Raw genomic sequence first — 20,673 nt, forward strand, 5'->3', positions numbered from 1 at the left:
TGCCATGACAAAGTTCATATTTGTCACGGGTGGTGTTGTCAGCGGTCTCGGAAAGGGTATAACCAGCGCTTCCCTCGGAATGCTCATGAAGGCCAGGGGCTTTAGAACGACCAACATCAAGATAGATCCCTACCTCAACTACGACGCAGGGACGATGAACCCCTACCAGCACGGAGAGGTCTTTGTCCTCGACGACGGGGGCGAGGTTGACCTCGACCTCGGCAACTACGAGCGCTTTCTCAATACAAACCTCACCTTTGACCACAACATCACCACTGGGAAGGTATATTCTGCCGTCATAGAAAAGGAGCGCAGGGGAGACTATCTCGGGGCAACCGTTCAGGTTATTCCTCACATCACCAACGAGATAAAGGAGCGCATTAGGGCCATAGCGAGGGAATACGACGTCGTTGTGGTGGAGATAGGCGGAACAGTCGGCGACATAGAGAGCATGCCCTTCCTTGAGGCTGCCCGTCAGATGCAGCTTGAGGAGGGAAGGGAGAACGTAGCCTTCGTCCACGTCACCTACGTGCCGAAGCTTAAAGTCGTGGGCGAGCAGAAGACGAAACCGACCCAGCACAGCGTTAAGGAGCTTAGAAGCCTTGGAATCCAGCCCGATGCGATAGTGGCCCGCTCGGAAGACCCTCTGGAGGAAAGTGCCAGGAGGAAGATAAGCCTCTTCACCAATGTTCCGCCGGAGGCTGTCATAAGCGCCTACGACGTTGAGGACACCTACGAGGTTCCGCTCATGCTTGAGAAGGAAGGCCTCGCCAGATACCTCACGAAGAGGCTTGGCCTTCCGGAGAAGGAGCCGGAGCTCGACGCATGGCGCGAGATGGTCGAGAGGTACAAGTCCCTGGAGGACACCGTTGAGATCGCCATAGTGGGCAAGTACGTCAAGCTTGCCGATTCGTACCTCAGCATAAAGGAGGCGCTGAAGCATTCCAGCGTTGCCAACGGCGTGAAAGTGAAAATACGCTGGATTGAGGCGGAGGACCTTGAAAGGGGCGGAACAAAACTCCTTGAGGGCGTTGACGGCATAATAGTCCCCGGTGGCTTTGGAGCGCGCGGAACGGAGGGCAAGATGCTCGCGGCCCGCTACGCGAGGGAGAACGACATCCCGTTTCTCGGTATCTGCTTCGGCTTCCAGCTCACGGTTGTCGAGTTTGCCCGCAACGTTCTGGGGCTGAAGGGCGCGCACTCCACCGAAATTGACCCCCAGACTCCTCATCCGGTCGTCGACCTAATGCCGGAGCAGAGAGGCCTTGACAAGCTTGGCGGGACGATGCGTCTCGGTGCCTACCCGGTCAAGGTAAAGCCGGGGACCCTGGCAAGGGAGCTCTACGGAAAGGAGCTGATCTACGAGCGCCACAGACACCGCTGGGAGGTAAACCCCGAGTACATTGACAAGTTCGAGAAGGCCGGTCTGGTATTCAGTGGAATAGCTGGGGACGACGAGAGGAGGATGGAGATACTCGAACTTCCAGACAGGAGGTACTTCATCGCCACGCAGTTCCATCCGGAATTTAAGTCCCGCCCCATGAACCCGGCACCGGTCTTCAGAGGGCTTGTGAAGGCGGCAAAAGAAAAGAAGTACGGGGCTTAAACTTCGATTCCTAGATCGATCAGTTCCTCGTCGACTTTTTTCAGCTCTTCCATTCTCTGTATTTCTCTGTAAAACGCCACCCCCGCCGTCCAGATGAACATGTAAAGCAGGGCATCAAACGGCGCCTGAAGGAACGCTGAGACGTAGGGGGCTATGTTCTCCGGAAGCACCATCTGCGCCAAGAAGGCTATTGGGCTTGCCACCAGCATTATGGCGATAACTCCAATCCCAAGGAGCACGCCGAAGCCCACTGTTGAGAGGGCGTTCCTGAAGGCCGCCCCAAAGGCTTCAAAGGCCGCTCCAATGCTCCCCCTGTCAACGTAGAACGGGATTGCGAGGGATGAGAGGCCAAGGGCAAAAGCCACAGCCGCAAACATCAAAATGACGCCCAGCAACATCAGGATCGCCCCGGCTGGGAGGAAAAGGGCCCCCAGTGCCATTGGGATGGCAGCAACTCCTATGAAAACCACCATTATAAGCCCGTAGATGAAGTTTATCAGGATGACCCCTGGGAAGTGCTTTAGACCTTCCACCAGGAGGCCGCTGAGGGAGTACTCTTCATCCCTTAGATGCATGAAGATCCCCTTGGTTATTCCGTATTCAAAAATCGCTCCGACGATGAGGGCGATGATGGAATAGATGGCGAGTCCTTTGAGGAGCTCCACCAACGTGTCCATCTCGTTTCCGCTTATCGGCGTTCCGTATTCCTCGATTATGACGTTTCCCTTTTGGATTGCGGTCTGGTTGTACTCGTAGTTGACTTCGCTGGGGATAAGGTACGCTCCGAGAGGGGCCATCATGAGGCTCATAACAAGCACAAGGAGGTAGAGCCTCTTGTTCCTGATGACGAGTGAAAATGCGTTTGTGAATGCGTCTATCGCTCCCATACCACCACCTGATGGAGTAATGGGGGCGAGGATTTAAAAATTCTTCTAGAAAAGCTTATAAACGAACCCCCCAAAGTGGCGATAGGTTGAGTATTAAGCTCATGGGGTGAGATAAATGGCTATCTGGCAGGGAAGGTCACTCAAGAAGCCTTCAGGTGGAAGGATTATCCTCGCTAGGAAGAAGAGGAAGAGGGAGCTTGGAAGGGAGCCGGCTTTCACCAGGGTCGGTGAGGACAGGGAAAAGAAGAAGATAATCAGAACCTACGGTGGAAACAGAAAGGTCCGCCTCATCGAGGCCCTCTACGCCAACGTCTTCGAGAACGGCAAGGGCCGGAAGGTTAGGATACTCAGCGTCGTTGAGAACCCGGCCAACAGGCAGTACGTCAGGAGGAACATCATCACCAAGGGAGCGATCATCGAGACCGAGGTCGGCAGGGCCATAGTCACCAGCAGGCCCGGCCAGGACGGCGTCGTCAACGCCGTTCTCATCAAGGAGGAGAGTGCCTGACCTCTCTCCACCTTTTGAAGTCCCCTTCTCTGGAATCCCTTCAGGATTCTAGTGGTTTCTTTCTTGGGCGCTGTCTCTTGTCACCGTTAACAGCGTAAAGAAAGAAAAGTTAACAGTACCGTAAAGTTCCGTGGGTTTACGGTATTAACGGTTCAGAGCATACCTCCTCTGGGAGCCACTTCCAACTGGCCGTACAATGCCCAAGGACTCAAGTTTCTTCAGCCTATTGAGGACGCTGGGCTTTGATATGCCGACGTATTCCGCTATTTCGCCGCTCCTTCTTGGGATTGACAGGAACTCGATTATTTTCCTGTCGATCTCGTCCAGCATCTTCGCGGAGGTCTTCTTGAAAACCACTTCAAACCGGTTTGCGCTGCTCCTGAACTCTACCTCAACTAAGCCGTGTCTCTCGCACTCGCTCTTTATCATCCTAAGCCCATATCCATACTTCTCAATGTAGCCGGAATCGTAGAGGAGACCACATAAGTAGGGGTTTCTGGGGACGTGCTCCGGATCGTTTAGATCAACTCCAGGCATCAGGCCGCCGGGGTTTCTTATCACCAACCTATTAGGGTAGATGAACACCCTTACATCTGCGGGTATGGCGTAGTTTCTGTGTGCGAAGGCGTTGATTATTGCCTCTCTGATAGCCCTTGGAGGGTATTCGGGTAGCTTCTTCCTCTTCGTGCCGGTCACGACTTCAACACTCCCTATCTGGGACATCAGCTCGGCGTACATATCGTCGATGACCTTCCAGATCGGTCCACTGAACTCCTTACTCCAGACGGGCTGGTCGTTCTCCATCCTGATTATCCTGCCCCCAGAGTGAGGCATGAAATCCTGGGCATCGGTGAAAAAGAGAACCCCAGCGTTGGTCAGTTTTTTCCCTTTTACAGCCTTGGCACTTCTCAGATACCTACTCCAGTCTTCCCTTGGAATCTCCCTGCCCCTGGCCTCTTTCATCGCAGAGAAGAACCACTCCACGTAATCCTTCCGCATGTTTGAGACGTCCACCGCCGGAAACTCGTCCCAGGTTATCGTTCCGAGTTCAGAGGAGAGCATGACTATCTCCTGAATCGACAGAGGTCTTATCCCAGAGCCAACACGGATGTATGCAACTCCCCCAATAGAACAAAGAGTTCTTGACCTGGGAACCTTAACTACGACGACTTTCCTCCCGCCTATTTCGAGTGTACTGGTTTTAATGCTTATCGGAGGGGTTATGTTCTGGAGGGAGGACGCAAGAACCTCCCCCACTTTTCTGGGATCGCAGCCGAGGATTTTCCCATCATCAGAGACTCCGATAATCAGATATCCCCCTTCGGCGTTTGCCATGGCGCATATTTCCCTCGCTAAGTCTGAAGTGGCTGTTCTTTTGAACTCAACCTTCTCGCTTTCACCCTCTTTTATAAGGGCCAGCAGTTTGTTCACGTCCATGATTACCGTTAAGACTGTAAACCTCAAAAAGTTAACGGTACTGTAAAGTTCCGTGGGTTTACGGTGTTAACGATAAATTGGGGGAGGATGGTGGGGGGTCAGAGCTCAAGCTCTTCCCTGTACTTTCTCAGCTCCCTCTCCATTATCCTCTTCGCCTGCTCCTCGACCATCGGTTTGACAAGTTCTATGACGCGTCTCCTCAGCTCATCCAGGCCTTCACCGTTCAGGGCCGAGATCCTGAGCGGTTCGAGACCCTTGCCCCTGACGAACTCTTCAACGGCCTTTATCTTCTCCTCGTCCGCTATGTCCACCTTGTTGAGGACGACGATGAAGGGGAACTCTCCGAACTCGCGGTGAATCTCTTCAAACAGATGGGTCTGCTCCTCTATAGGATAGCCGCAGTACTCGCTCGGGTCGAAGATGTAGACGATGACCTTTCCGAGGTGCTTGAGCGCTAAAATAGCCTGCCTCTCGACCTCGTTCCTCTCGCTCAGCGGCCTATCGAGCAGGCCCGGGGTGTCGATGACCTGGTATTTGAGGTAGTGCTCCTCGAACTGGCCGACGTTTATGCCCTTCGTGGTGAACGGGTAGCTGGCAACTTCAGGCTTCGCGTTGGTCAGGGCCCTCAGCAGGGTACTCTTGCCCACGTTGGGGTGGCCGGCGATGACGACCGTTGGGAGCTCAAGGTCAACGACCGGCAGATCCTTCAGTACGTTCCTGGCCTGGTTGAGGTACTCCAGGTCGTCCGCTATTTCCCTGAGGACATCCGCAACGCGGCCGTAGAAGCTCCTTCTGAGCCTTGCAATCTCGTCAGGGTCTCTGGAGTAGCGTATCTTCTCCACGTGCCTCTGCTCCAGATTCCGTATCGTCTTTATCGCCCAGCTGACGTGAGCCAGCGAACGGTGGAACTGATCCCTGTCAACGAGCGTGTCAACCAGCTCCCTGTAGAACGGGGGCAGCTCCGAAACACCCGGCGTTCTGTCCAGGAGCTTTCTGAGGTTGTCCCTTATCACATTTGAGACAGTCCTTACTCTAAGCTCCTCCCTCTGCCTCGCCTTTGCCCTCGGGCCGCCCTTTGGTGTGAATGCCGATGCGGCCTTCTCGGCTCTTCTGAATGCCTTATCGATGAGCTCGTCAGCGGTAAGCACGGTCGGCATTTTTTCGAACGGGTTCTTCATCTCTCCCACCTCTCCTTTTCTCTCGCGATGTTGGGCTTTTCGACTGGGTATTTAAAGGTTCGCTAAAGCTCGATGGTTTTTCCAACGTGAAGCGGTTCTATCCTATCACCAAGCCTGCCCTTCAGATGTGCGTACGAATCGATGCCCGTACAGTGGCCGGCGTAGAGCTTTTCGGCATCTATTCTCCCGGCGACTTCATCGAGGACTTCCTTTTTGGCTCCCCTAAGATGAAACCCTCCAATGAGCGCCTTAACAGGTTTTTCGCTGACGTCTTCGGCGTGCCACGCTATGTTGAGAATCCCTGAGTGACCGCAGCCTGTTATCACGGCCACACTTTCGTCCAGATCCACTATGAGGGCAATGTCATCGGGAATCGGGTCCTTTTGCAACTTCCCGCTTTCTTCGATATAGCCCACTGTCCTGTCCCACGTGCGCCTGAGTATCTCCCCGGAACTCCAGAATCCTGGCGCGAACTCGAAGGGCCCCTCTTTCAGGATGAACTCGGCTCCCAGGCTTTCCAGCTCCTCCCTGCTGAAGGGGATTCCAATCTCCCTCCGCTCCGGCTTGATGGCAATCCTTCCTGTGAATATCCCGGGATGGGCAGTGACCTGTATTGGCCGTCCCCTCTCCTCAAGGAATGCCTTCAGTCCGCCCGTGTGGTCGTAGTGTCCGTGGGTTATGAAGATGTGGTCGATTTCCCTGGGATGGATTCCGAGCTTCATCATGTTGTTTATCAGGACTCCTCCATCGGCCCCGGTATCGACGAGAACTTTGACCCCCGCATGTTCGACGAGGACGGAAAAGCCGTGGGAGCCAAGGAGACCCCTTTTGAACCCCGAATGGTTTTCGTAGAGTACAGTGAGTTTCATCACGACCCCTCGAAAAGTTTATGTTCTCGGGAGTTAAAACCCTTGGTGTGGTTGCCATGGTTAACATCGGTGAATATATAGCTCCCCTGCTTTCGGGCGTTGTCGTGGCGCTCTCATCTTGGCTTCCCACCAGTCCGGAGGGTTATTCAATCATGAGGCTTTTGGAGAGTGCAACGCCGGCCTATGCGGACTACCTAGTTCCGGCGTATCTGGGCGTGACTTTTGCCGTGCTCTTTTATTTCAAAGAGAAAATTGCGCTTGGGTCACAGAGGGTCCTGCGCAGGAGCCTTGACTCGGACACGAAGTATCTCCTCTATGCCACCCTCTTCACAGTCCTGCTTGGCTATCCCTTACTGGTTGGTCTGGAGGGATTCATCGACTCCAAGGTTGCCGACTTCATCAATGCCCTCATCGGATTTGCTATCTTTTTGTTCGCTCTCTTCCTCGGCCGCTTCCACCCCCTCCTGGGCGGGACCAAGGAGAAAATCCGCGAGGAAAAGGACGGAGCAACCTTCGTGGACTCCATAGTCTCCGGTCTGCTGCAGGGAGGGGCTCTGATAGGCGGCCTTTCAAGGAGCGGGCTCGTGTTCTTCGGCCTGGTCGTTACGGGGGTCACCGCCAAGAAGGCCCTTGAACTGAGCTTCCTTATAGCCCCTGTCTATCTCATACTGAAGCTCGCCTTCGTGACCGGATGGGATCCGGCGCTCCCGGTTTCGCTGCTCTTCACGGCCTTCATCTCATCATTCGTGGCAAGTATGGTTACGATGAAGGGCCTGCTTAGGGCCGTTGAGGTTTTAGGAGAGAGGACATTCATTGCGATCTTTGGTCTGATACCTGTGTTCATTTACTTCGTGGGGGTGATTCTGTGAAGGCGGTTATCCTCGCCGCGGGAAAGGGTGAAAGGCTTCGCCCTCTAACGGATGACAGGCCCAAGGTGATGCTCAAAGTAGCAAACAGACCGATAATTGAGTACGTGCTTGAGAATCTGGATCCCTTTGTGGATGAGTTCATAATAATCGTTCGCTATGAAAAGGAAAAGCTGATCGACGGCCTTGGAGATGAGTTTAACGGCAAACCCATAACGTACGTTGACCAGCTTCCTGGTGAAGGTACCGCCAAGGCCATAGAGTCTGCCAAGGAGCAGATTGGTGCTGAGGAGTTTATAGTCGCCAACGGTGATATCTACTTCGAGATAGACGGAGTTAAGGAGCTTGTGGGAGCCTTCAAAAGGGAGAAGGCAGACGCTGCACTTCTGGTGAAGGAGTTCGACGATTTGAGCCATTTCGGCAAGGTCGAGGTCAGGGAAAATCTCGTCTCCGTGGTGAAGGAGAAGCCGGGCAGTGTCCCAGGTTATGCAAACCTCGGCGTCTACATCTTCAAACCCGACGTCTTTGAGTTCCTCCAAAGGACTCCCGTCAGCAAGCGTGGGGAGTACGAGATAACCGATACGATCAATCTCATGATACGGGACGGAAAACGGGTTGCCTACGCGGTTTATTCCGGTTACTGGAACGATGTGGGGAGGCCGTGGAATCTTCTGGAGCTCAACGAATATCTCCTGAAGAACAAGCTGAAGCACAGCATCAGGGGCATAGTAGAAGAAGGCGCCACGATAGTCCCTCCCGTGGAGATAGGGGAGGGGACGGTTGTCAGAAGCGGGGCATACATAATCGGGCCGGTAAAGATAGGTAAAAACTCCCGCATCGGCCCTAACTGCTTCATACGGCCGTACACGAGCATCGGTGACAACTGTCACATAGGCAACGCCGTGGAGGTCAAGAACTCGATAATCATGGATCACAGCAACGCCCCCCACCTTAACTACGTTGGGGACTCGATAATAGGGGAGAACACTAACCTCGGTGCGGGTACCATCACAGCAAACCTGAGACATGACAAGGGCACAATAAGGGTTGAGGTCAAAGGAAAGCTTGAGGACTCAGGAAGGAAAAAGCTTGGGGCCATAATCGGCCACAACGTCAAGGTTGGCATAAGCGTGAGCATATACCCGGGGAGGAAGATAGGGAGCAACTCATTCGTCGGGCCGGGGGTGATAGTCGATAGAAACGTTCCCAGCGGAAGCCTAGTGGTTGTGAAACAGGAGAAGGCGGTGATGAAGAGATGAATCCGGAAGCCGTAGTTCCTTTTGTCAATTTTTTCTCCAGGTGGGTTCTGTTCATCGCCGTCGCATACAAGGCCTATCAGACCCGTGACAAGGGCTGGGTTCTGCTGAGCACGGCGTTCTTCATAAACGCCATGGACGTGGAGAGCTATATATTTAAGCCCCTTGGAATCCACATGGCCCACGAGGCGTATAGGGTCGCCTCTCAGATACCGAACTTCTTTATAGCGACCCTCCTCCTCTGGGGGGCTATCCACCTCAAATACAACACGAGCAAGCTCAAGCATGTCGTGTTCATCTCGGTGTTTCTGGCCGCCTCGTACATATGGCTGTTCCTGCTGGCGGCCAACGTTTTCAATGACAACTTTGTGGTAGAAACGGTATTTCCAGCTTTTGCCTACAGCTTTTCCCTTATCTATTTCAGCAGGGTTCTAATGGAGAAAGAGATATCAACCCGCAGCATAGACTCCCTCTTCCCGTGGGGGCTCATACTTCTGGCCCTTCTCAACTTCACGTATCCGGTAGTCAGGAATGTTGACTGGCTGGCTCCCAGTGCCTTTTTCCTCGGTGCCGTTTTCAGGCTGATCGCTGCGGTGGGTGCGTTCAAGTTCGTCTTCATACCGTTTTTCCCGCCGGAAACCCAGCCTCCCACTGTCAAGGCGACTCCTCCCGGGGCTTTTGTGTGCCCATCCAAGGAGAGGGTCTCCGAAAAGTTCGGGAATATTGGGGAGCTCTCAAACCTAGTTGTGATAACCAGGGAGGAGCTTGACAACATCAGGGGAAAACTGCACCCGAGCGCTCTGGTGTTCTGGGTTACGAGGGTAATGGAGGGGGAGATACACAAGTTCCCGGAGATATACGCGATAAGTCCCACCAAGATCGATATACTGACCGACCTGATAGCCAAGGCCGTGGAGAGCGGCTACCGCGTTCTGTACATAGACGCCGTGGAGTATCTGATAATAGAAAACGGCTTTGAAAACACCCTGAAGTTCCTCCTGAACGTAAAGGATCACGTGCTGGTGGCGAACGGAACGATAATACTGGTGGTGGATCCGGAAGCCCTGGACCCGCTTCAGAGAAGAATTTTAGAAAGAGAATTTTCGAGGGGGTAGTCCCCTCACTCCAGTCCCATTTTTTCCAGGAAGCGCTTGTAGTAGTGGGTGTCCTTCTCAAGCTCGGCCTTCTGGAGGAGCTGTCTCTCTATTGCCCGGAGGGCGTCATGGACGGCCTGTATTGCTCCCCAGGTTTCTCCAGTTGCTATGAACACTCCCCTGTCGGTTACGACGCGCATTCTGGCCTGGTAGAGGTGGACGCCTCTAAAGCGCTCGTTGAAGCGCCTGATGTACAGGTATATTATCCCTTCCTGCCCGAGGAGGTCTTCATATCCGTCAACGAAACGCCTCACGTCCTCTATTATTCTTTCCCTGGTGAAGTCGCTGAGTACGGATGCATCACCGCCCAGCTGGAGGTAGAAGCGAACCTCCTTCTCGACCATCCTTGAGATGGGCAGCAGCATGTCCTTGACAGTGAGAACACCCTTGACCCGGTTGTTCTCGTCGACGACTATCAGGCCGTCGATGTCGTTGTCTATCATCGTGGCGATGGCTTCCCTGAGCGTGGCGTCAGGGGATATTGTTATTACACCCCTTATCATGACGTCGCGCAGCTGCATGCTGAACGGGGGTATCTTCTCACCCGCCACCTCACCGTACTGTGCCCTGAAGCGGGGCTTGATGAACCTTATGATGAGGTCGTGCAGGGTCACGAGGCCCTCAAGTTTGCCCTCCTCGTTGACTACCGGTATCCTTGATATCGCATGGTCGCGCATCGTTGCGAGCGCCTTTGCGACGGTGTCTTCGGGCTTGAGGGTTATAACGTCCTTGGTCATGAAATCCTCAACCTTTTTCTTCCCGAATTCTTCCTGGGTTATCCTCTTGAGCAGTTCTATATCGCTTATAACCCCGATGATTTCAGCCTTGCTCTCCCCAACGGGAAGGGAGCGCAGGTCAACCTCAATCATGAGCTTGGCGGCCTTGCTAAGGTCATCGTCCGGCTTGATAACCGGAGCGGTTTTGTAGACGTCCTTAACCTTGGCCTTGGTTGGGTCCCACTTGAGGTGGGAGCGTACTATCAGATCCTGGGTCAGGACTCCCTTGTACAGATTTCCGTCGAAGACCAGAATAAGGTCGGGGTCTTCCTTCTCAAAAATTCCGATCGCCTCAGAAAGCGGGGCGTCGATGTCTATTTTCTGGAACTTGTCGGTCATAACCTCCTGCACAAGAATACCGACCATTTCTGCCACCTCCTTTCACTTATTATTAGGGCGGCCGAGAATTTAAACCTTTGCAACCGGGAGACTTTTAGTTAATTATGGTTAATAAATTTTTCGCGGAAAGATTTATAAAATTCCCGGGGGAACTCTCCATCGCGCCGGGGTAGCCTAGCCTGGGAAGGCGCGGGACTCGAGATGACGGATTTTAAGGAAAGAAGGCCATCCATTGACGCAGTGACAAAAAGCGAGCCAGGAACCCAAGACATTTTTACAGAAAAGGCTTTGGTTGATTCCACAGCCAAGATCCATTATGGTCGTGATCGTGAAGAATACGCCAAGTGGATACAACGGGAGTCTCCTTCTCTGGCCAGGGACTACATCAATAAACTTAACAAGTACCTCTGGGGGAAGAAGGCCAACACTCCCGAAGAGCTCAGGAGAATCGTTGACTCAATACCACTGACCTCTGCCGGTACTCCCGACAGGAAGGCTTACCTGGCGATCAGGAGCTACATCAACTTCCTCGTGGCCACGGGGAGGATTAGGAAGAGCGAGGCCATTGACTTCAAGGCGGTAATTCCAAACATCAAGACCAAGGCCAGGCCTGAGTCGGCCAAGGTCATCAGCGCTGAGGACATCAGGGAGATTATCAAGGATGTGAAGGGTTCAAGACCCGAAGTGATCCACGCGCGCAAGCTTTACCTCAAGCTTTTGGCCTTCACAGGCCTCCGCGCTGACGAGGTCCGCGAGCTGATGAACCAGTTCGACCCGAAAGTCCTTGATAATACATTCAAGGCCTTTGGCATTCCCGAGGAGTACAGGGAGAAGATAGCCGTCTATGACATGGAGCGGGTGAAGCTACCGCAGAGGAAGCATCAGACCAAGAGGGGTTACATTGCTGTCTTCCCGGTCGAGCTGGTTGAGGATCTCAAGAAGTTCAAGGCCTCAGGCTATAAGCTGAGGAAGGACAACACCTATAAGAGAACCATGCTGAAGCACCCGGAGCGGCATAAGGATCTCGCACTTTTCAGGAAATTCTTCCAGAATTTCATGAATGACAATGTCATGAGCACGGTTCCGAACCCGCCGGCTGATGCCATGCACCTCATTGAGTTCCTCCAGGGGAGAGCACCGAAGAACGTCGGCGGCAGGAACTACCGCTGGAACGTGCAGAACGCGGCGAGGATTTATTACCACATGGTGGACAAATTGAAAGAAGAGCTGGGGATTTTGGAGCTTTAATATTTTTTACCAATTTTCACTCTTCAGGGTTTATGCGCAACTATGAATCTGTCTATGAACAATTCCTTATCAGCCGCATACTCGTCTGCAAAATATGCACTAATTGAGAACTGTGCACCAAGTGTCCCAGCATATTGTGTAATGTCAAATCCCTGCTGAAACCACCCTTCAAATAAGTCTGGCTTAGAGTAACGGAAGTATCCATCCACCTGATACAAGATATTGTCGTTTAGTTTTACCTGATAGTCTTTTATGTACATCCAATCAGTATATGAACTCTTGCTATCTAACCGGATTGCATAGTAAAATAACACAACCACCTTAGACCCTGATGGCACGTCAAATGTTTTTACTGCTGTTTTGGTAACGTTAGAATCTCCCGCATCCAATACATAACTGTATCCCCCAGCTCTTACACTTGCTCTATCGGTTACTGTTCCGCCACTCCAGTTAGGCGCAGAACCATCATCGAATTCATCGAGTATGTCAACAACATAGTTGACTGGTGCGCTGAAGTCTTCAAACTCTATTGTGTATGTTTTGGTAACAGAATCTACTAACGTTGAATAAGTATCATCTTTGTAGCTTTCAAACCTAATTGTTACTGTATCCACTTGTCCTGCGGATGGAATACTGTTCCTCCTGAGAATCAATTTAAAGTCGGAATACCAAAATGGATTAATAGCTCCCAACTGCACTTCCGACGTACCGTTGTCAAAAGTGTATGTTCCATCCGTAGGACTTACAATCACGGCTTTAATATACTGGGTTCTTGACGATTGATTGAATATCCTCGCTGTTAGTGTCATATCTACATATGTCAATCCACTAAGTCCCCAGAGGTCAACAACAAAGGAGTCAACCGACCTATCTATTATCACTATGTCATTGACCACTACCATATTCCATCACCCTGCGTAGGTTATTCCAGATTTTACCTCAACTCCACCAACATGGACTTTTGAGAGATAGAGTGGTAACTCCCCAGGAGAAGCTCCACCGATGTGGACCTTTGAAAGATACAGCACTATTTCACCATGCGAGGCTCCACCGACATGAACCTTCGAATTGAAGATTGCTGCCTCGTTTGTGTTCCATTTAACGCCTGTGCCTCCGAAGCGTATTGTCGATCTGACACCCCCGCCAATTCCTTTAAGCAGCAGCATCGTCTCACCTCTCTGCTCTGATGTAGCTGATGTTTACAAGAACACTATCATTAATTGCAGTGAGGCTCCCGCCAGGCTCGACCTCTACAATGACACCTGTAAGAGGCAGGCTTGGAACTGGCTGGATGAAGATCTGTCCATTGAGGCCTTTGTAGAACTTGTTTTTCCAGAATGGCTGAGTATCCTCCGGCTTGCGGAGGCTGACGATCACATAATCATCATTCCCGTGGCTTACACTCACAGCACAAATGTGAACTTTCAGTCCGAACGTGTGCTCATAACTCCTCTGATCGTCTGTTAGTTCGATCGGCACGTTGTCAGCGGGTACGAATTCGGCTTTAACAATCTCGCCAGACATGATTTCACCTCCGGTGTTTGTTCACAAACCAGGTTGCGAGCTTGAGGAGTATTACGATGGCCAGCAGGGGAAGAAATGGCCTCCACCACTCCACTTTTCTCTCCTTCTTGCCTGGCTGAGGTTCCTCGCTCGCGAGGAATGGGGTGTAACTCCTGACAGGCTCCCTAGGCTTCCCCGCGATGGCTGGAACCGCACGCCGGCCAGGCCACTCAAACTCAATCAGAACTGGCATGTTCTCACCTCATCATCTTCATGAGTTTCTCCTCGTACTTCTTCACGATCTTGTAGGCCTTCCGCTTCTTTCCCACCAGCTTCTCGTTCCGCTTAATCACCGTGGTTCTGAGGAAGACTAGGCGCCTCATGGCCGTGGCGTAGCTAATTTTTTTCTTCTCGTAATCCTTGAGAATCTCTTTGCAGATGTCTTCAACTTCCCTGAGGCTGTCAAGGCCTTTCTTTCCAGTATCCTTCACGCGCTTGCCGAGGTAGATGTTCCTGTTCTTCCTGCTCATGCTCTCACCTTCTCGAGTCTCCCCTCAAGCCGGCTCAGCCTCTGCTCGTGCTGAAAGATTTTTTCCTCAAGTTCGTCGAGCTGTTTGGAAATCCTCTGGAGGAGTGCCTTGTTTGCGCTAACGGTTGCGAGTGCGGTGATCCCCGCGGTGATGAGTGCCGTGGTTATCGTCTCGGTCATACTCTCACCCTCCTCATGAACTTGGTGAACATGATCTGGAAGGCCATCCACAAAATGAAGAGGATGAGGCCTTCAAGGAGAACCTCGTGGTCGATCTTCATGGAATCACCTCGCGTAAATGGGAGTGTGTATCGGCAGGGGACGGAGAACCTTTTCCTTCAGTCTTTTCCTTGCCTGCTCCTCCTCAGCACGCTTGCGGTAGTACTTGGCTACGGCCTCCCAGCGTTTGGCCTGGATGTTCTTATACTCCTCCATGCTGATGTTCCTTGGCTCAGCTTTCTTAGGCTCAGGCTTTAGATGGCCAAGGCCGAGGCGGGAACCAACCACGCTCTTCTCTTTGGGACTTGGATAGTCTGGCTTGTAGGGTTTCACGTTCTTTGGAAGTTCCTTTCCCTGCTCTTTTAGCGCCTTGTATGTTGATTCTGGTATCAGGTAAGGCTTGTTCGGGTTCTTTGAGGCTCTTTTTCTGATGATTTCAGCGGTGTCGTCGGAAGTCAGCGGTTTAGTCCAGCCATACTTTTTGATTTCAGCGGCTCCTTCTTTCGCACCCTGGACGGCTTTTTTGACACCCTCGATGGCGTCCTTTATGCCTTCAGCAACAGCCTCGGCTCCAGCTCCAAGCTCCTTGACCTTTTTGTAAACTTTATAACCAACATAGAGGACAGCAGCTCCCGCGATTACTTTGATGATCAGGTCCCTGTTCTTGTAAGCTCCGGCAGCTATCATAACAGGCGCGGCCATGATCTCACCTCTTTAGGATGATAATAACTGCTCCAGCAGCAAGCGCTGCGAGAAGGAACTTCTTCATGTCGGCTTCATGCTTCTGTATTGGCCTTGGCGCCGGTGCAATAAGAGGCTTTGGCCTCGTCGGCTGCTTAGTGGTAGTTTTCACTTTGACCTCCACGTGCTTGGGAACCGGTTTCAGGTTCCTTTCAGCACGCTTTATCATCAGCTTCTTCATGCTGCTCTGCTCGGCGCTCTTCACAGCCTTCAACTGCTTTTCAAAAGTCCTTTTGTTCCTCTCGTAGGTCGTCTTAAACGCACTTCCGTATTTCTTCAACTGCCGCTCATTCCCCTTAATGCTCTCCTGGATCTGGTATCCACGCAACTCATTGTAAAGCAGGCACCTGGCCTTCTCCACGGGATCGCTCTTGTAGTCAGGATTGCAGGCCAGCATGCTCATGTTCCACCCAATGCGCTGGAAGTAGTAGTAAGCCTTCCTGCGCTCTTCAAGCGTGTCAACTCTCCCAGAAATGCCAAGCCGTGCCTTCAGCCTCGCAAGCTCCTCAACAGCCTTCTTATCAGAAGGCTTGTAGGTTATCATATCCTATCACCTCAAAACTGATTTAAGCAGCTGATTTGAACCGGCTGATTTAAGGAAAGGAAAAGAGGTCAGAGTATAACCATCTCGTGGCTGATGTACCTGACCCTGCCAGCGGCACCGGTCTTAAGCGCAAGCTTGAAGAGTCCACTCTCGGCCTCTCTGAGGTCGAAGCCTCCAGGAACAAGCTCCTTGTCGTAGTCAATGACAGTAACGCCAGTCAGTGGACTGTCAAGCGCGTACTCAACCTTGTCAAGCTGCTGTCCGGTCGTCCAGTCAACCTTGAGGAGTTCGGTTCTCCTCGGCTTGGTCTGGATTATGGCGTACTTGTTGATAACATTAGCACGTGCGCTGGAAGCGTCAAAGCCGACTATGAAGCCGCGCCAGGCTATCGCTCCAGTCGGCAGGTTCATGACATCGGCAAGCTCGTTAAGCTGGTCAAAGCTTGCCTCTTTGGTCCAAACCTTCGGCTCGATAAAGACTCCCTCATAGTACTGGATCCACTCGTTAGCATCATCGAAAACCTTCTTGTCGAGAGTAACAGTAACCTCGGCAGCGCTTATGCCGACGTCGGTGCTTATGCTGGTGTTGAAGTTGACACTGAGAACGAGGTTCTCCTTGGCGAGTGCGTGAATCTCACCAATGCCACCACTCAGGAACAGGAGGAACTGGACGCTCGTGCTGCCTCCAGCCGGGACGGTTATGGATCCGGCTGGGTCAACGCTCTTCGCAGCGCTGTCGTAGTAGTTCATGATTGCAACATCAAGGCCGTTGAGGCTGAACTTAATGTCATTGGCGTCGGCAACAACGCGGATCTCCTCGATTGCCTTGAGAACATCCTCGTATGTAATGGTGGCGTCGGAAGCTCCACTGTTGCTGAGAGTCACATCGAAGAGAAGCGCGATCTTCTCAATCACACCGTTCCTTGGCAGGTCAATGCGCTTCTGGGTGAGGGTGATTTTATCATCCAGGGTCTCCTTCATTTTCTGAACCATGTTCCCTCACCCCTTCAAAGCTTAAGGTACTTCTTCACAAACTTGTCGTACACAACAAGGCCGATTATGGTGGCTATAACTCCGAAAACAAACTCCTCAGTCGCCATCTTCTTCCAGTCCATCTCACTCACCTCGGCTTATTTTATCGAGGCCTTACGGCCTCGGCATAGAATAAGACGCTTTAGTATTTAAGCAGTAGAGCTAAAAACTGGAGAAAACAGGAGAATTCGGGAGAAAACAGCCTAACTCGCGTTTTGTCTGGCTTGGTGGTATAGGTGCTTGATGACCATGCTCACTGAGACATCCTTCTCGCTCACGCCGAGCTTTCTCACCAGCTCGCTCCTCACCTTCTCAACAATCTCCCTCGCCTCGCGGTCGAGGTAAACGCTCATAACATCACCTCAAAACTTCCCTCACAAACTCTCCAGCTCTCAAAATTTTAACCTTTCTCCCGTCAAAACGATAAGTTTTGGTGGCTTCATCTCTCATTTGAACAATGTGCTTTATGTTTTCTGAAATAAGGTACTCCGCCTTCCTGGCGTAGGCTACATCGAAGAACTTGGCGTCGTTCGGGTCCTTCAGTTTTTTGAGAAACTCAGGGTCATTGGAGAACTTTCTCCGGGGACGGACCATGATGCTCTTGCTTAAAACAAGGGTGAGAATGTACTCAGCAACGTTTGGCCGTCCAACTTCATCGCCAATTCCGAGCACTTTTCCCTGCATTTCTTCAGCGATTTCTTTTGAAATAAAATTAGTGATTTCTCCCTTTCGCAATGCCTTTAGGATCTGCCACGCTGGAGAACGTCTTGGATTTCGGGTTTTCAGCGCGCTAATTAAAACCGAAGTATCTAAAACAACCCTGATTTTACCAGACATCTCAGACAACTCCCAACTCTTTCAGCTTCACCTCGATGCGCTTGAACTTCCTAAAACTCCTTTCCCCAACCTTCATCAGTGTTTCGAGGCTCTGCTTGACCGGCTTAGAGTTCTCCAGTTCCCTCTCTATCTCCTGCTCCCACCGTTCCAGCTCTTCGTCGCTTATCCTCTCAGCCTTTTCCTCAACTTCCCTCATGCGCCTGCGCATCTCAAAAAACCACACTATGTCCTCTGGCTTTTCGTGAATCTTCCTCGCGAGCTGGACGATCCACTCACTAACAGAACGCCTGGCATTCTCATCATTCTCCAGCATCATCTCAATAGCTCTCACATCAGACGCCATGATCCTCCCCATCCCAATCTCTACGGCAGATTATAAAACCCTAACGCCAGCCAGACCAGGACGGCCAAGCCGTAAACGTAGCCGATGAGAAACTCCACCACATCCCCCACCGTCGCCACTGGGTACTCCTTCTCCTTTACCTGATAGATTATGTAAAGCAGCAGGATCACTAGGCCATAAGCCAAAGTGAAGGCCGTGATGAAGCCGAGGAAAGCATGCCAGATTGAACGCTTATCATCAAAGAGGTAAAGCCTCGCCAAGACTATCACCCGTAATGTCTCGTCCTCCTCACGACCAGCTCCCTCTTTATGATCCTTGTCCGGTTTGGTGGGATGAACTCGATAAGATCATGAGGCCTCAACTGCTCATTCAGCTCCGAGAATCCGGGAACCATGCGGTTAAGATAAATCACATCGTTCGGCACGTAGTGCTGGAAGATGAAATGCCGCTGTGCCTGACGGAAGAGAAGCTTCGGGAAGTCCGCGATAGACTGTGTAATCGCTATCGGATAAAGCTTACCATCCCTCCCCTCCCTGAACAGCTGCTCCAGCTCATGACCAGGCCTCCTCGAGGAGGGGTTGTAGCGGTGCGCCTCCTCAACTACAATAATCCGATCATGATCCCGCCTGAAAGCCTCATCAAGGAGAGGCTTGTAATACTGATCCACAAGGCCGTCCACGCCAATCCTATTAATCGTCCCCCTGGTCGGGACTACCAGCACCTGGTCGAACTCAAGCAGCTTCCTCCAGTTATACCTCTTACCCACCTTGATCTTCAGCAGCTTGACTCCAGGCAACTGGACCAGGCCGAGGTGGTTCTTCACCTTCGTATCCAGGACAATGAACCTCCTTCCCCTCTCCCACGCCTGCTCAATCAGCCAGCCGGAAAAGTAGCTCTTACCCGAGTTAGTGTTCCCATAAACGAGGTCAATACTCCAGGCTGGGATGTCAATATCGAGGATCCCCACCCCACATCACCACCTTAAACATCCGTTCATTTTCACGCTCAATTAGCAGCCGAGATCTGGAAGAGCTCGGAACTCAAAACGGACATCTTTGTTCATTCCCTCTGAACATTGTTCAACGAAAATGAAAAGTTATCAGCCAGCGGCCAGGTTCGCCTGAACCCGCTCAAGGAGGTCAGTCTTCACCTTGACCCTCTCAATGGCTTCCTCTCTCTTGGCCTCAGCCTGCCTCTGCTCCTCCACCTTCCTCTGCTCTTTCTCCTCCATCTTCTTAACCGGCTGCGGCTTCGACTTCGTCTCCCTGTAAGCTCTCCACACATTCAGACCATAGATGACAGTTGCTCCAAGGCCAATCAGGCCGAGCATCTGCGGCGACATGGCGATACTCCTACCCTCAACCAGCTCCTCGTACCAGAAGAAAACGTTAAGGCTCGGCTTGGCGACCTCAATCCAAAGCTCATCGTCAATCTCCGCGCCGGCCTTCCTCGCCTTCTTGGCCAGCATGCCAAGCAGCTGGTCAATCAACACAGTGAGGGAATGATTCTTTCCCCGGTACTCCTCAATGTTCCTCATGAACTCATCCTCAGTCATCAACCGCCGCGGCTGCTCCTCCTCAACCTCCTCCTCATTCAGCTTAACATCACCAAACTCCTCAAGATCCTTTTCGAGCTCGGCCTCAAGGTCCTCCTCAAGAAGCGCGGTGATGTCCTTCTCCTCAAGTGTCTTCTCCACGACAGCCTTGGCCACGTTATCCGTAGTGAGAAGATCCTCACTCACCATCAACCACCTCGTAGATCACAGTGACCTTCACCTTCCTCCTCTCGCCAACCAGCATGACAAGCGCCTTCTTGCCATCCTTCTCCTTCACGGCAGCGGCTTTGAGAAGCTTCACAACCTGCTTCATGAACTCCTCCCCGGCCTTCCTCGCAGTCTCCTCGTCAACATCCTCCCCATACTTCTCATCAATGGCCTTCTCAATCTCCTCAAGATCAGGCTTCAAAACGTCCTTAATCTCTCCAAAGAAACCCCAGACCCTCGCCAGCCTCGCGGTAGTCCTCGGATGAGTAGCAGCATCAACAAGCATCTTCACACCTTCAAACATCACCTACCCCCCGCCAGGTTCCTATTCACTCTCTCAAGAATCGCATCATTCTTCACAGACTTCTCCTCATCCTGGAGGTTCCTCACAGCACCGAGGTTCTTCAACTGATTCCACATCTCCTCAAACCAGCCAACCTTATACAGGTAGTAGATGAACGCCAGGCCGAGGATAAGACCCCACGCCTTCCAGCTCAGCCTCGGCACAGGGACCTTGAACCCCTTCTTCACCCTTTCACCCTTCACCTTTTCACCCGGCTTTTCCCCCTTTTTCACCCCGGTGATTTCGGGTGAATCACCCAATTTCACCCCTTCACCCTGGGTGATTTTTGGGGATTCCTCGCGCTTCACCCCCTTCTCACGGTTTTCAACCGGCTTCACCCTTTCCTCTTCCCCTTTCTTCACCTCACTTCCCCTCTCTTCAACCTCGGCAGTAACCTCCTTGGCCGGCTCCTCCTTCCTGGCCTCGCTCCTCTTTCCCAAAATCCTCTCCTGCTCCTCCTCTGGCAACTGAAGAAACTCCTCATAGGGTATTACGCGCTTGGACTTGCACATGGAACACTGAGGCTTTTTAGCTCGACTCCAGAACTTATTCCCACAGCGGAGGCAGACGTAAAGCCTTCTCCCGCTCGCGTCCTCCACCAAGTCTCACCCCTCCTCACCTGATTTCACCGAATTTCACCGGGGATTTTTGGGTGAATCCCCCGATTTCACCCTCGCAATCAAAGCTTAAAAGAAGT

28 protein-coding genes are annotated in these 20,673 nt (G+C 52.1%); 6 read left to right on the forward strand and 22 right to left on the reverse strand.

The window, feature by feature from the left end; all coding sequences use genetic code 11:
- Positions 1–4 precede the first annotated feature (4 nt).
- On the forward strand, positions 5–1,606 hold the full coding sequence (gene pyrG / locus F7C11_RS05995) for a glutamine hydrolyzing CTP synthase (RefSeq protein WP_297091923.1): 1,602 nt from the start codon (positions 5–7) through the stop codon (positions 1,604–1,606).
- On the opposite strand, the gene F7C11_RS06000 is transcribed toward pyrG, so the two are convergent.
- Positions 1,603–2,493 (reverse strand): hypothetical protein, encoded by an 891-nt coding sequence (locus F7C11_RS06000; RefSeq protein ID WP_297091925.1) that lies wholly within the window; start codon positions 2,491–2,493, stop codon positions 1,603–1,605. The genes pyrG and F7C11_RS06000 overlap by 4 nt on opposite strands.
- 115 nt (positions 2,494–2,608) lie before the next feature.
- Between F7C11_RS06000 and F7C11_RS06005 the strand changes: the two genes are divergently transcribed.
- Positions 2,609–3,001, forward strand: a complete 393-nt coding sequence (locus tag F7C11_RS06005) for a 30S ribosomal protein S8e (protein WP_297091927.1) — start codon at positions 2,609–2,611, stop codon at positions 2,999–3,001.
- 144 nt (positions 3,002–3,145) lie between these two features.
- Here F7C11_RS06005 and F7C11_RS06010 read toward each other — a convergent pair whose 3' ends face one another.
- From F7C11_RS06010 to F7C11_RS06020, 3 genes are all read right to left on the reverse strand, one after another.
- Positions 3,146–4,438 (reverse strand): RNA-binding domain-containing protein, encoded by a 1,293-nt coding sequence (locus F7C11_RS06010; protein ID WP_297091929.1) that lies wholly within the window; start codon positions 4,436–4,438, stop codon positions 3,146–3,148.
- A gap of 98 nt (positions 4,439–4,536) precedes the next feature.
- Positions 4,537–5,616, reverse strand: a complete 1,080-nt coding sequence (locus tag F7C11_RS06015; protein WP_297091931.1) for an NOG1 family protein — start codon at positions 5,614–5,616, stop codon at positions 4,537–4,539.
- A gap of 62 nt (positions 5,617–5,678) precedes the next feature.
- Positions 5,679–6,485, reverse strand: coding sequence for an MBL fold metallo-hydrolase (locus F7C11_RS06020; protein WP_297091933.1), 807 nt, complete (start codon positions 6,483–6,485; stop codon positions 5,679–5,681).
- A gap of 56 nt (positions 6,486–6,541) precedes the next feature.
- On the opposite strand from F7C11_RS06020, the gene F7C11_RS06025 reads away from it, so the two are divergent.
- Genes F7C11_RS06025 through F7C11_RS06035 form a run of 3 tightly spaced genes read left to right on the forward strand, consistent with a single transcriptional unit; the run spans position 6,542 to position 9,722 of the window.
- A complete protein-coding gene (locus F7C11_RS06025) occupies positions 6,542–7,354 on the forward strand; it encodes an undecaprenyl-diphosphate phosphatase (protein WP_297092282.1) in 813 nt (270 codons plus the stop codon).
- Positions 7,351–8,610, forward strand: coding sequence for a bifunctional sugar-1-phosphate nucleotidylyltransferase/acetyltransferase (gene glmU / locus F7C11_RS06030; RefSeq protein ID WP_297091935.1), 1,260 nt, complete (start codon positions 7,351–7,353; stop codon positions 8,608–8,610). Before F7C11_RS06025 ends, glmU begins: the two co-directional genes overlap by 4 nt.
- Positions 8,607–9,722 (forward strand): DUF835 domain-containing protein, encoded by a 1,116-nt coding sequence (locus F7C11_RS06035; RefSeq protein WP_297091937.1) that lies wholly within the window; start codon positions 8,607–8,609, stop codon positions 9,720–9,722. Before glmU ends, F7C11_RS06035 begins: the two co-directional genes overlap by 4 nt.
- A 5-nt stretch (positions 9,723–9,727) precedes the next feature.
- On the opposite strand, the gene F7C11_RS06040 is transcribed toward F7C11_RS06035, so the two are convergent.
- Complete coding sequence (locus tag F7C11_RS06040) at positions 9,728–10,903, reverse strand: CBS domain-containing protein (protein ID WP_297091939.1); 1,176 nt, start codon at positions 10,901–10,903, stop codon at positions 9,728–9,730.
- A gap of 174 nt (positions 10,904–11,077) precedes the next feature.
- Here F7C11_RS06040 and F7C11_RS06045 point away from each other — a divergent pair, with 174 nt between their 5' ends.
- Positions 11,078–12,124, forward strand: coding sequence for an integrase (locus tag F7C11_RS06045; RefSeq protein WP_297091941.1), 1,047 nt, complete (start codon positions 11,078–11,080; stop codon positions 12,122–12,124).
- Positions 12,125–12,147: 23 nt separating this feature from the next.
- Here F7C11_RS06045 and F7C11_RS06050 read toward each other — a convergent pair whose 3' ends face one another.
- The 17 genes from F7C11_RS06050 to F7C11_RS06130 all read right to left on the reverse strand — a co-directional run bounded on the left by F7C11_RS06050 (position 12,148) and on the right by F7C11_RS06130 (position 20,575).
- Complete coding sequence (locus F7C11_RS06050) at positions 12,148–13,026, reverse strand: hypothetical protein (protein ID WP_297091943.1); 879 nt, start codon at positions 13,024–13,026, stop codon at positions 12,148–12,150.
- Between the two features lie 6 nt (positions 13,027–13,032).
- Entirely contained in the window at positions 13,033–13,290 is a 258-nt protein-coding gene (locus tag F7C11_RS06055; RefSeq protein WP_297091945.1) for a hypothetical protein, read from the reverse strand.
- 4 nt (positions 13,291–13,294) lie between these two features.
- A complete protein-coding gene (locus F7C11_RS06060) occupies positions 13,295–13,648 on the reverse strand; it encodes a hypothetical protein (protein ID WP_297091948.1) in 354 nt (117 codons plus the stop codon).
- Between the two features lie 4 nt (positions 13,649–13,652).
- On the reverse strand, positions 13,653–13,880 hold the full coding sequence (locus F7C11_RS06065) for a hypothetical protein (RefSeq protein WP_297091950.1): 228 nt from the start codon (positions 13,878–13,880) through the stop codon (positions 13,653–13,655).
- A gap of 4 nt (positions 13,881–13,884) precedes the next feature.
- Positions 13,885–14,157 (reverse strand): hypothetical protein, encoded by a 273-nt coding sequence (locus F7C11_RS06070; RefSeq protein WP_297091952.1) that lies wholly within the window; start codon positions 14,155–14,157, stop codon positions 13,885–13,887.
- A complete protein-coding gene (locus F7C11_RS06075; RefSeq protein WP_297091953.1) occupies positions 14,154–14,336 on the reverse strand; it encodes a hypothetical protein in 183 nt (60 codons plus the stop codon). The genes F7C11_RS06070 and F7C11_RS06075 overlap by 4 nt, the downstream gene beginning before the upstream one ends.
- A gap of 105 nt (positions 14,337–14,441) precedes the next feature.
- Positions 14,442–15,077 carry a hypothetical protein gene (locus tag F7C11_RS06080; protein ID WP_297091954.1) on the reverse strand — a complete coding sequence of 212 codons (636 nt, stop codon included), beginning with the start codon at positions 15,075–15,077 and terminating at the stop codon, positions 14,442–14,444.
- A gap of 4 nt (positions 15,078–15,081) precedes the next feature.
- Complete coding sequence (locus tag F7C11_RS06085; protein ID WP_297091956.1) at positions 15,082–15,660, reverse strand: hypothetical protein; 579 nt, start codon at positions 15,658–15,660, stop codon at positions 15,082–15,084.
- A gap of 68 nt (positions 15,661–15,728) precedes the next feature.
- Positions 15,729–16,652, reverse strand: coding sequence for a hypothetical protein (locus tag F7C11_RS06090; RefSeq protein WP_297091958.1), 924 nt, complete (start codon positions 16,650–16,652; stop codon positions 15,729–15,731).
- Between the two features lie 242 nt (positions 16,653–16,894).
- Positions 16,895–17,044 (reverse strand): hypothetical protein, encoded by a 150-nt coding sequence (locus tag F7C11_RS06095; protein ID WP_297091960.1) that lies wholly within the window; start codon positions 17,042–17,044, stop codon positions 16,895–16,897.
- A gap of 4 nt (positions 17,045–17,048) precedes the next feature.
- Positions 17,049–17,528, reverse strand: coding sequence for a putative toxin-antitoxin system toxin component, PIN family (locus F7C11_RS06100; RefSeq protein WP_297091962.1), 480 nt, complete (start codon positions 17,526–17,528; stop codon positions 17,049–17,051).
- Position 17,529: 1 nt separating this feature from the next.
- Complete coding sequence (locus F7C11_RS06105; RefSeq protein ID WP_297091964.1) at positions 17,530–17,883, reverse strand: hypothetical protein; 354 nt, start codon at positions 17,881–17,883, stop codon at positions 17,530–17,532.
- 8 nt (positions 17,884–17,891) lie between these two features.
- Positions 17,892–18,140: a hypothetical protein gene (locus F7C11_RS06110; protein WP_297091966.1), complete on the reverse strand. Its 249-nt coding sequence runs from the start codon at positions 18,138–18,140 to the stop codon at positions 17,892–17,894.
- Positions 18,137–18,838 carry an ATPase gene (locus F7C11_RS06115; protein WP_297091968.1) on the reverse strand — a complete coding sequence of 234 codons (702 nt, stop codon included), beginning with the start codon at positions 18,836–18,838 and terminating at the stop codon, positions 18,137–18,139. Before F7C11_RS06115 ends, F7C11_RS06110 begins: the two co-directional genes overlap by 4 nt.
- A 132-nt stretch (positions 18,839–18,970) precedes the next feature.
- The gene (locus tag F7C11_RS06120) at positions 18,971–19,612 is read right to left on the reverse strand and encodes a hypothetical protein (RefSeq protein WP_297091969.1); all 642 of its coding nucleotides are present in this window, start codon (positions 19,610–19,612) and stop codon (positions 18,971–18,973) included.
- Positions 19,605–19,940 (reverse strand): hypothetical protein, encoded by a 336-nt coding sequence (locus tag F7C11_RS06125; protein ID WP_297091971.1) that lies wholly within the window; start codon positions 19,938–19,940, stop codon positions 19,605–19,607. The genes F7C11_RS06120 and F7C11_RS06125 overlap by 8 nt, the downstream gene beginning before the upstream one ends.
- Positions 19,937–20,575 (reverse strand): hypothetical protein, encoded by a 639-nt coding sequence (locus tag F7C11_RS06130; protein WP_297091973.1) that lies wholly within the window; start codon positions 20,573–20,575, stop codon positions 19,937–19,939. Before F7C11_RS06130 ends, F7C11_RS06125 begins: the two co-directional genes overlap by 4 nt.
- Between the last annotated feature and the right edge of the window lie 98 nt (positions 20,576–20,673).

Origin of the sequence: Thermococcus sp. (assembly GCF_015521605.1) — an archaeon.
Classification (GTDB): Archaea; Methanobacteriota_B; Thermococci; order Thermococcales; family Thermococcaceae; genus Thermococcus.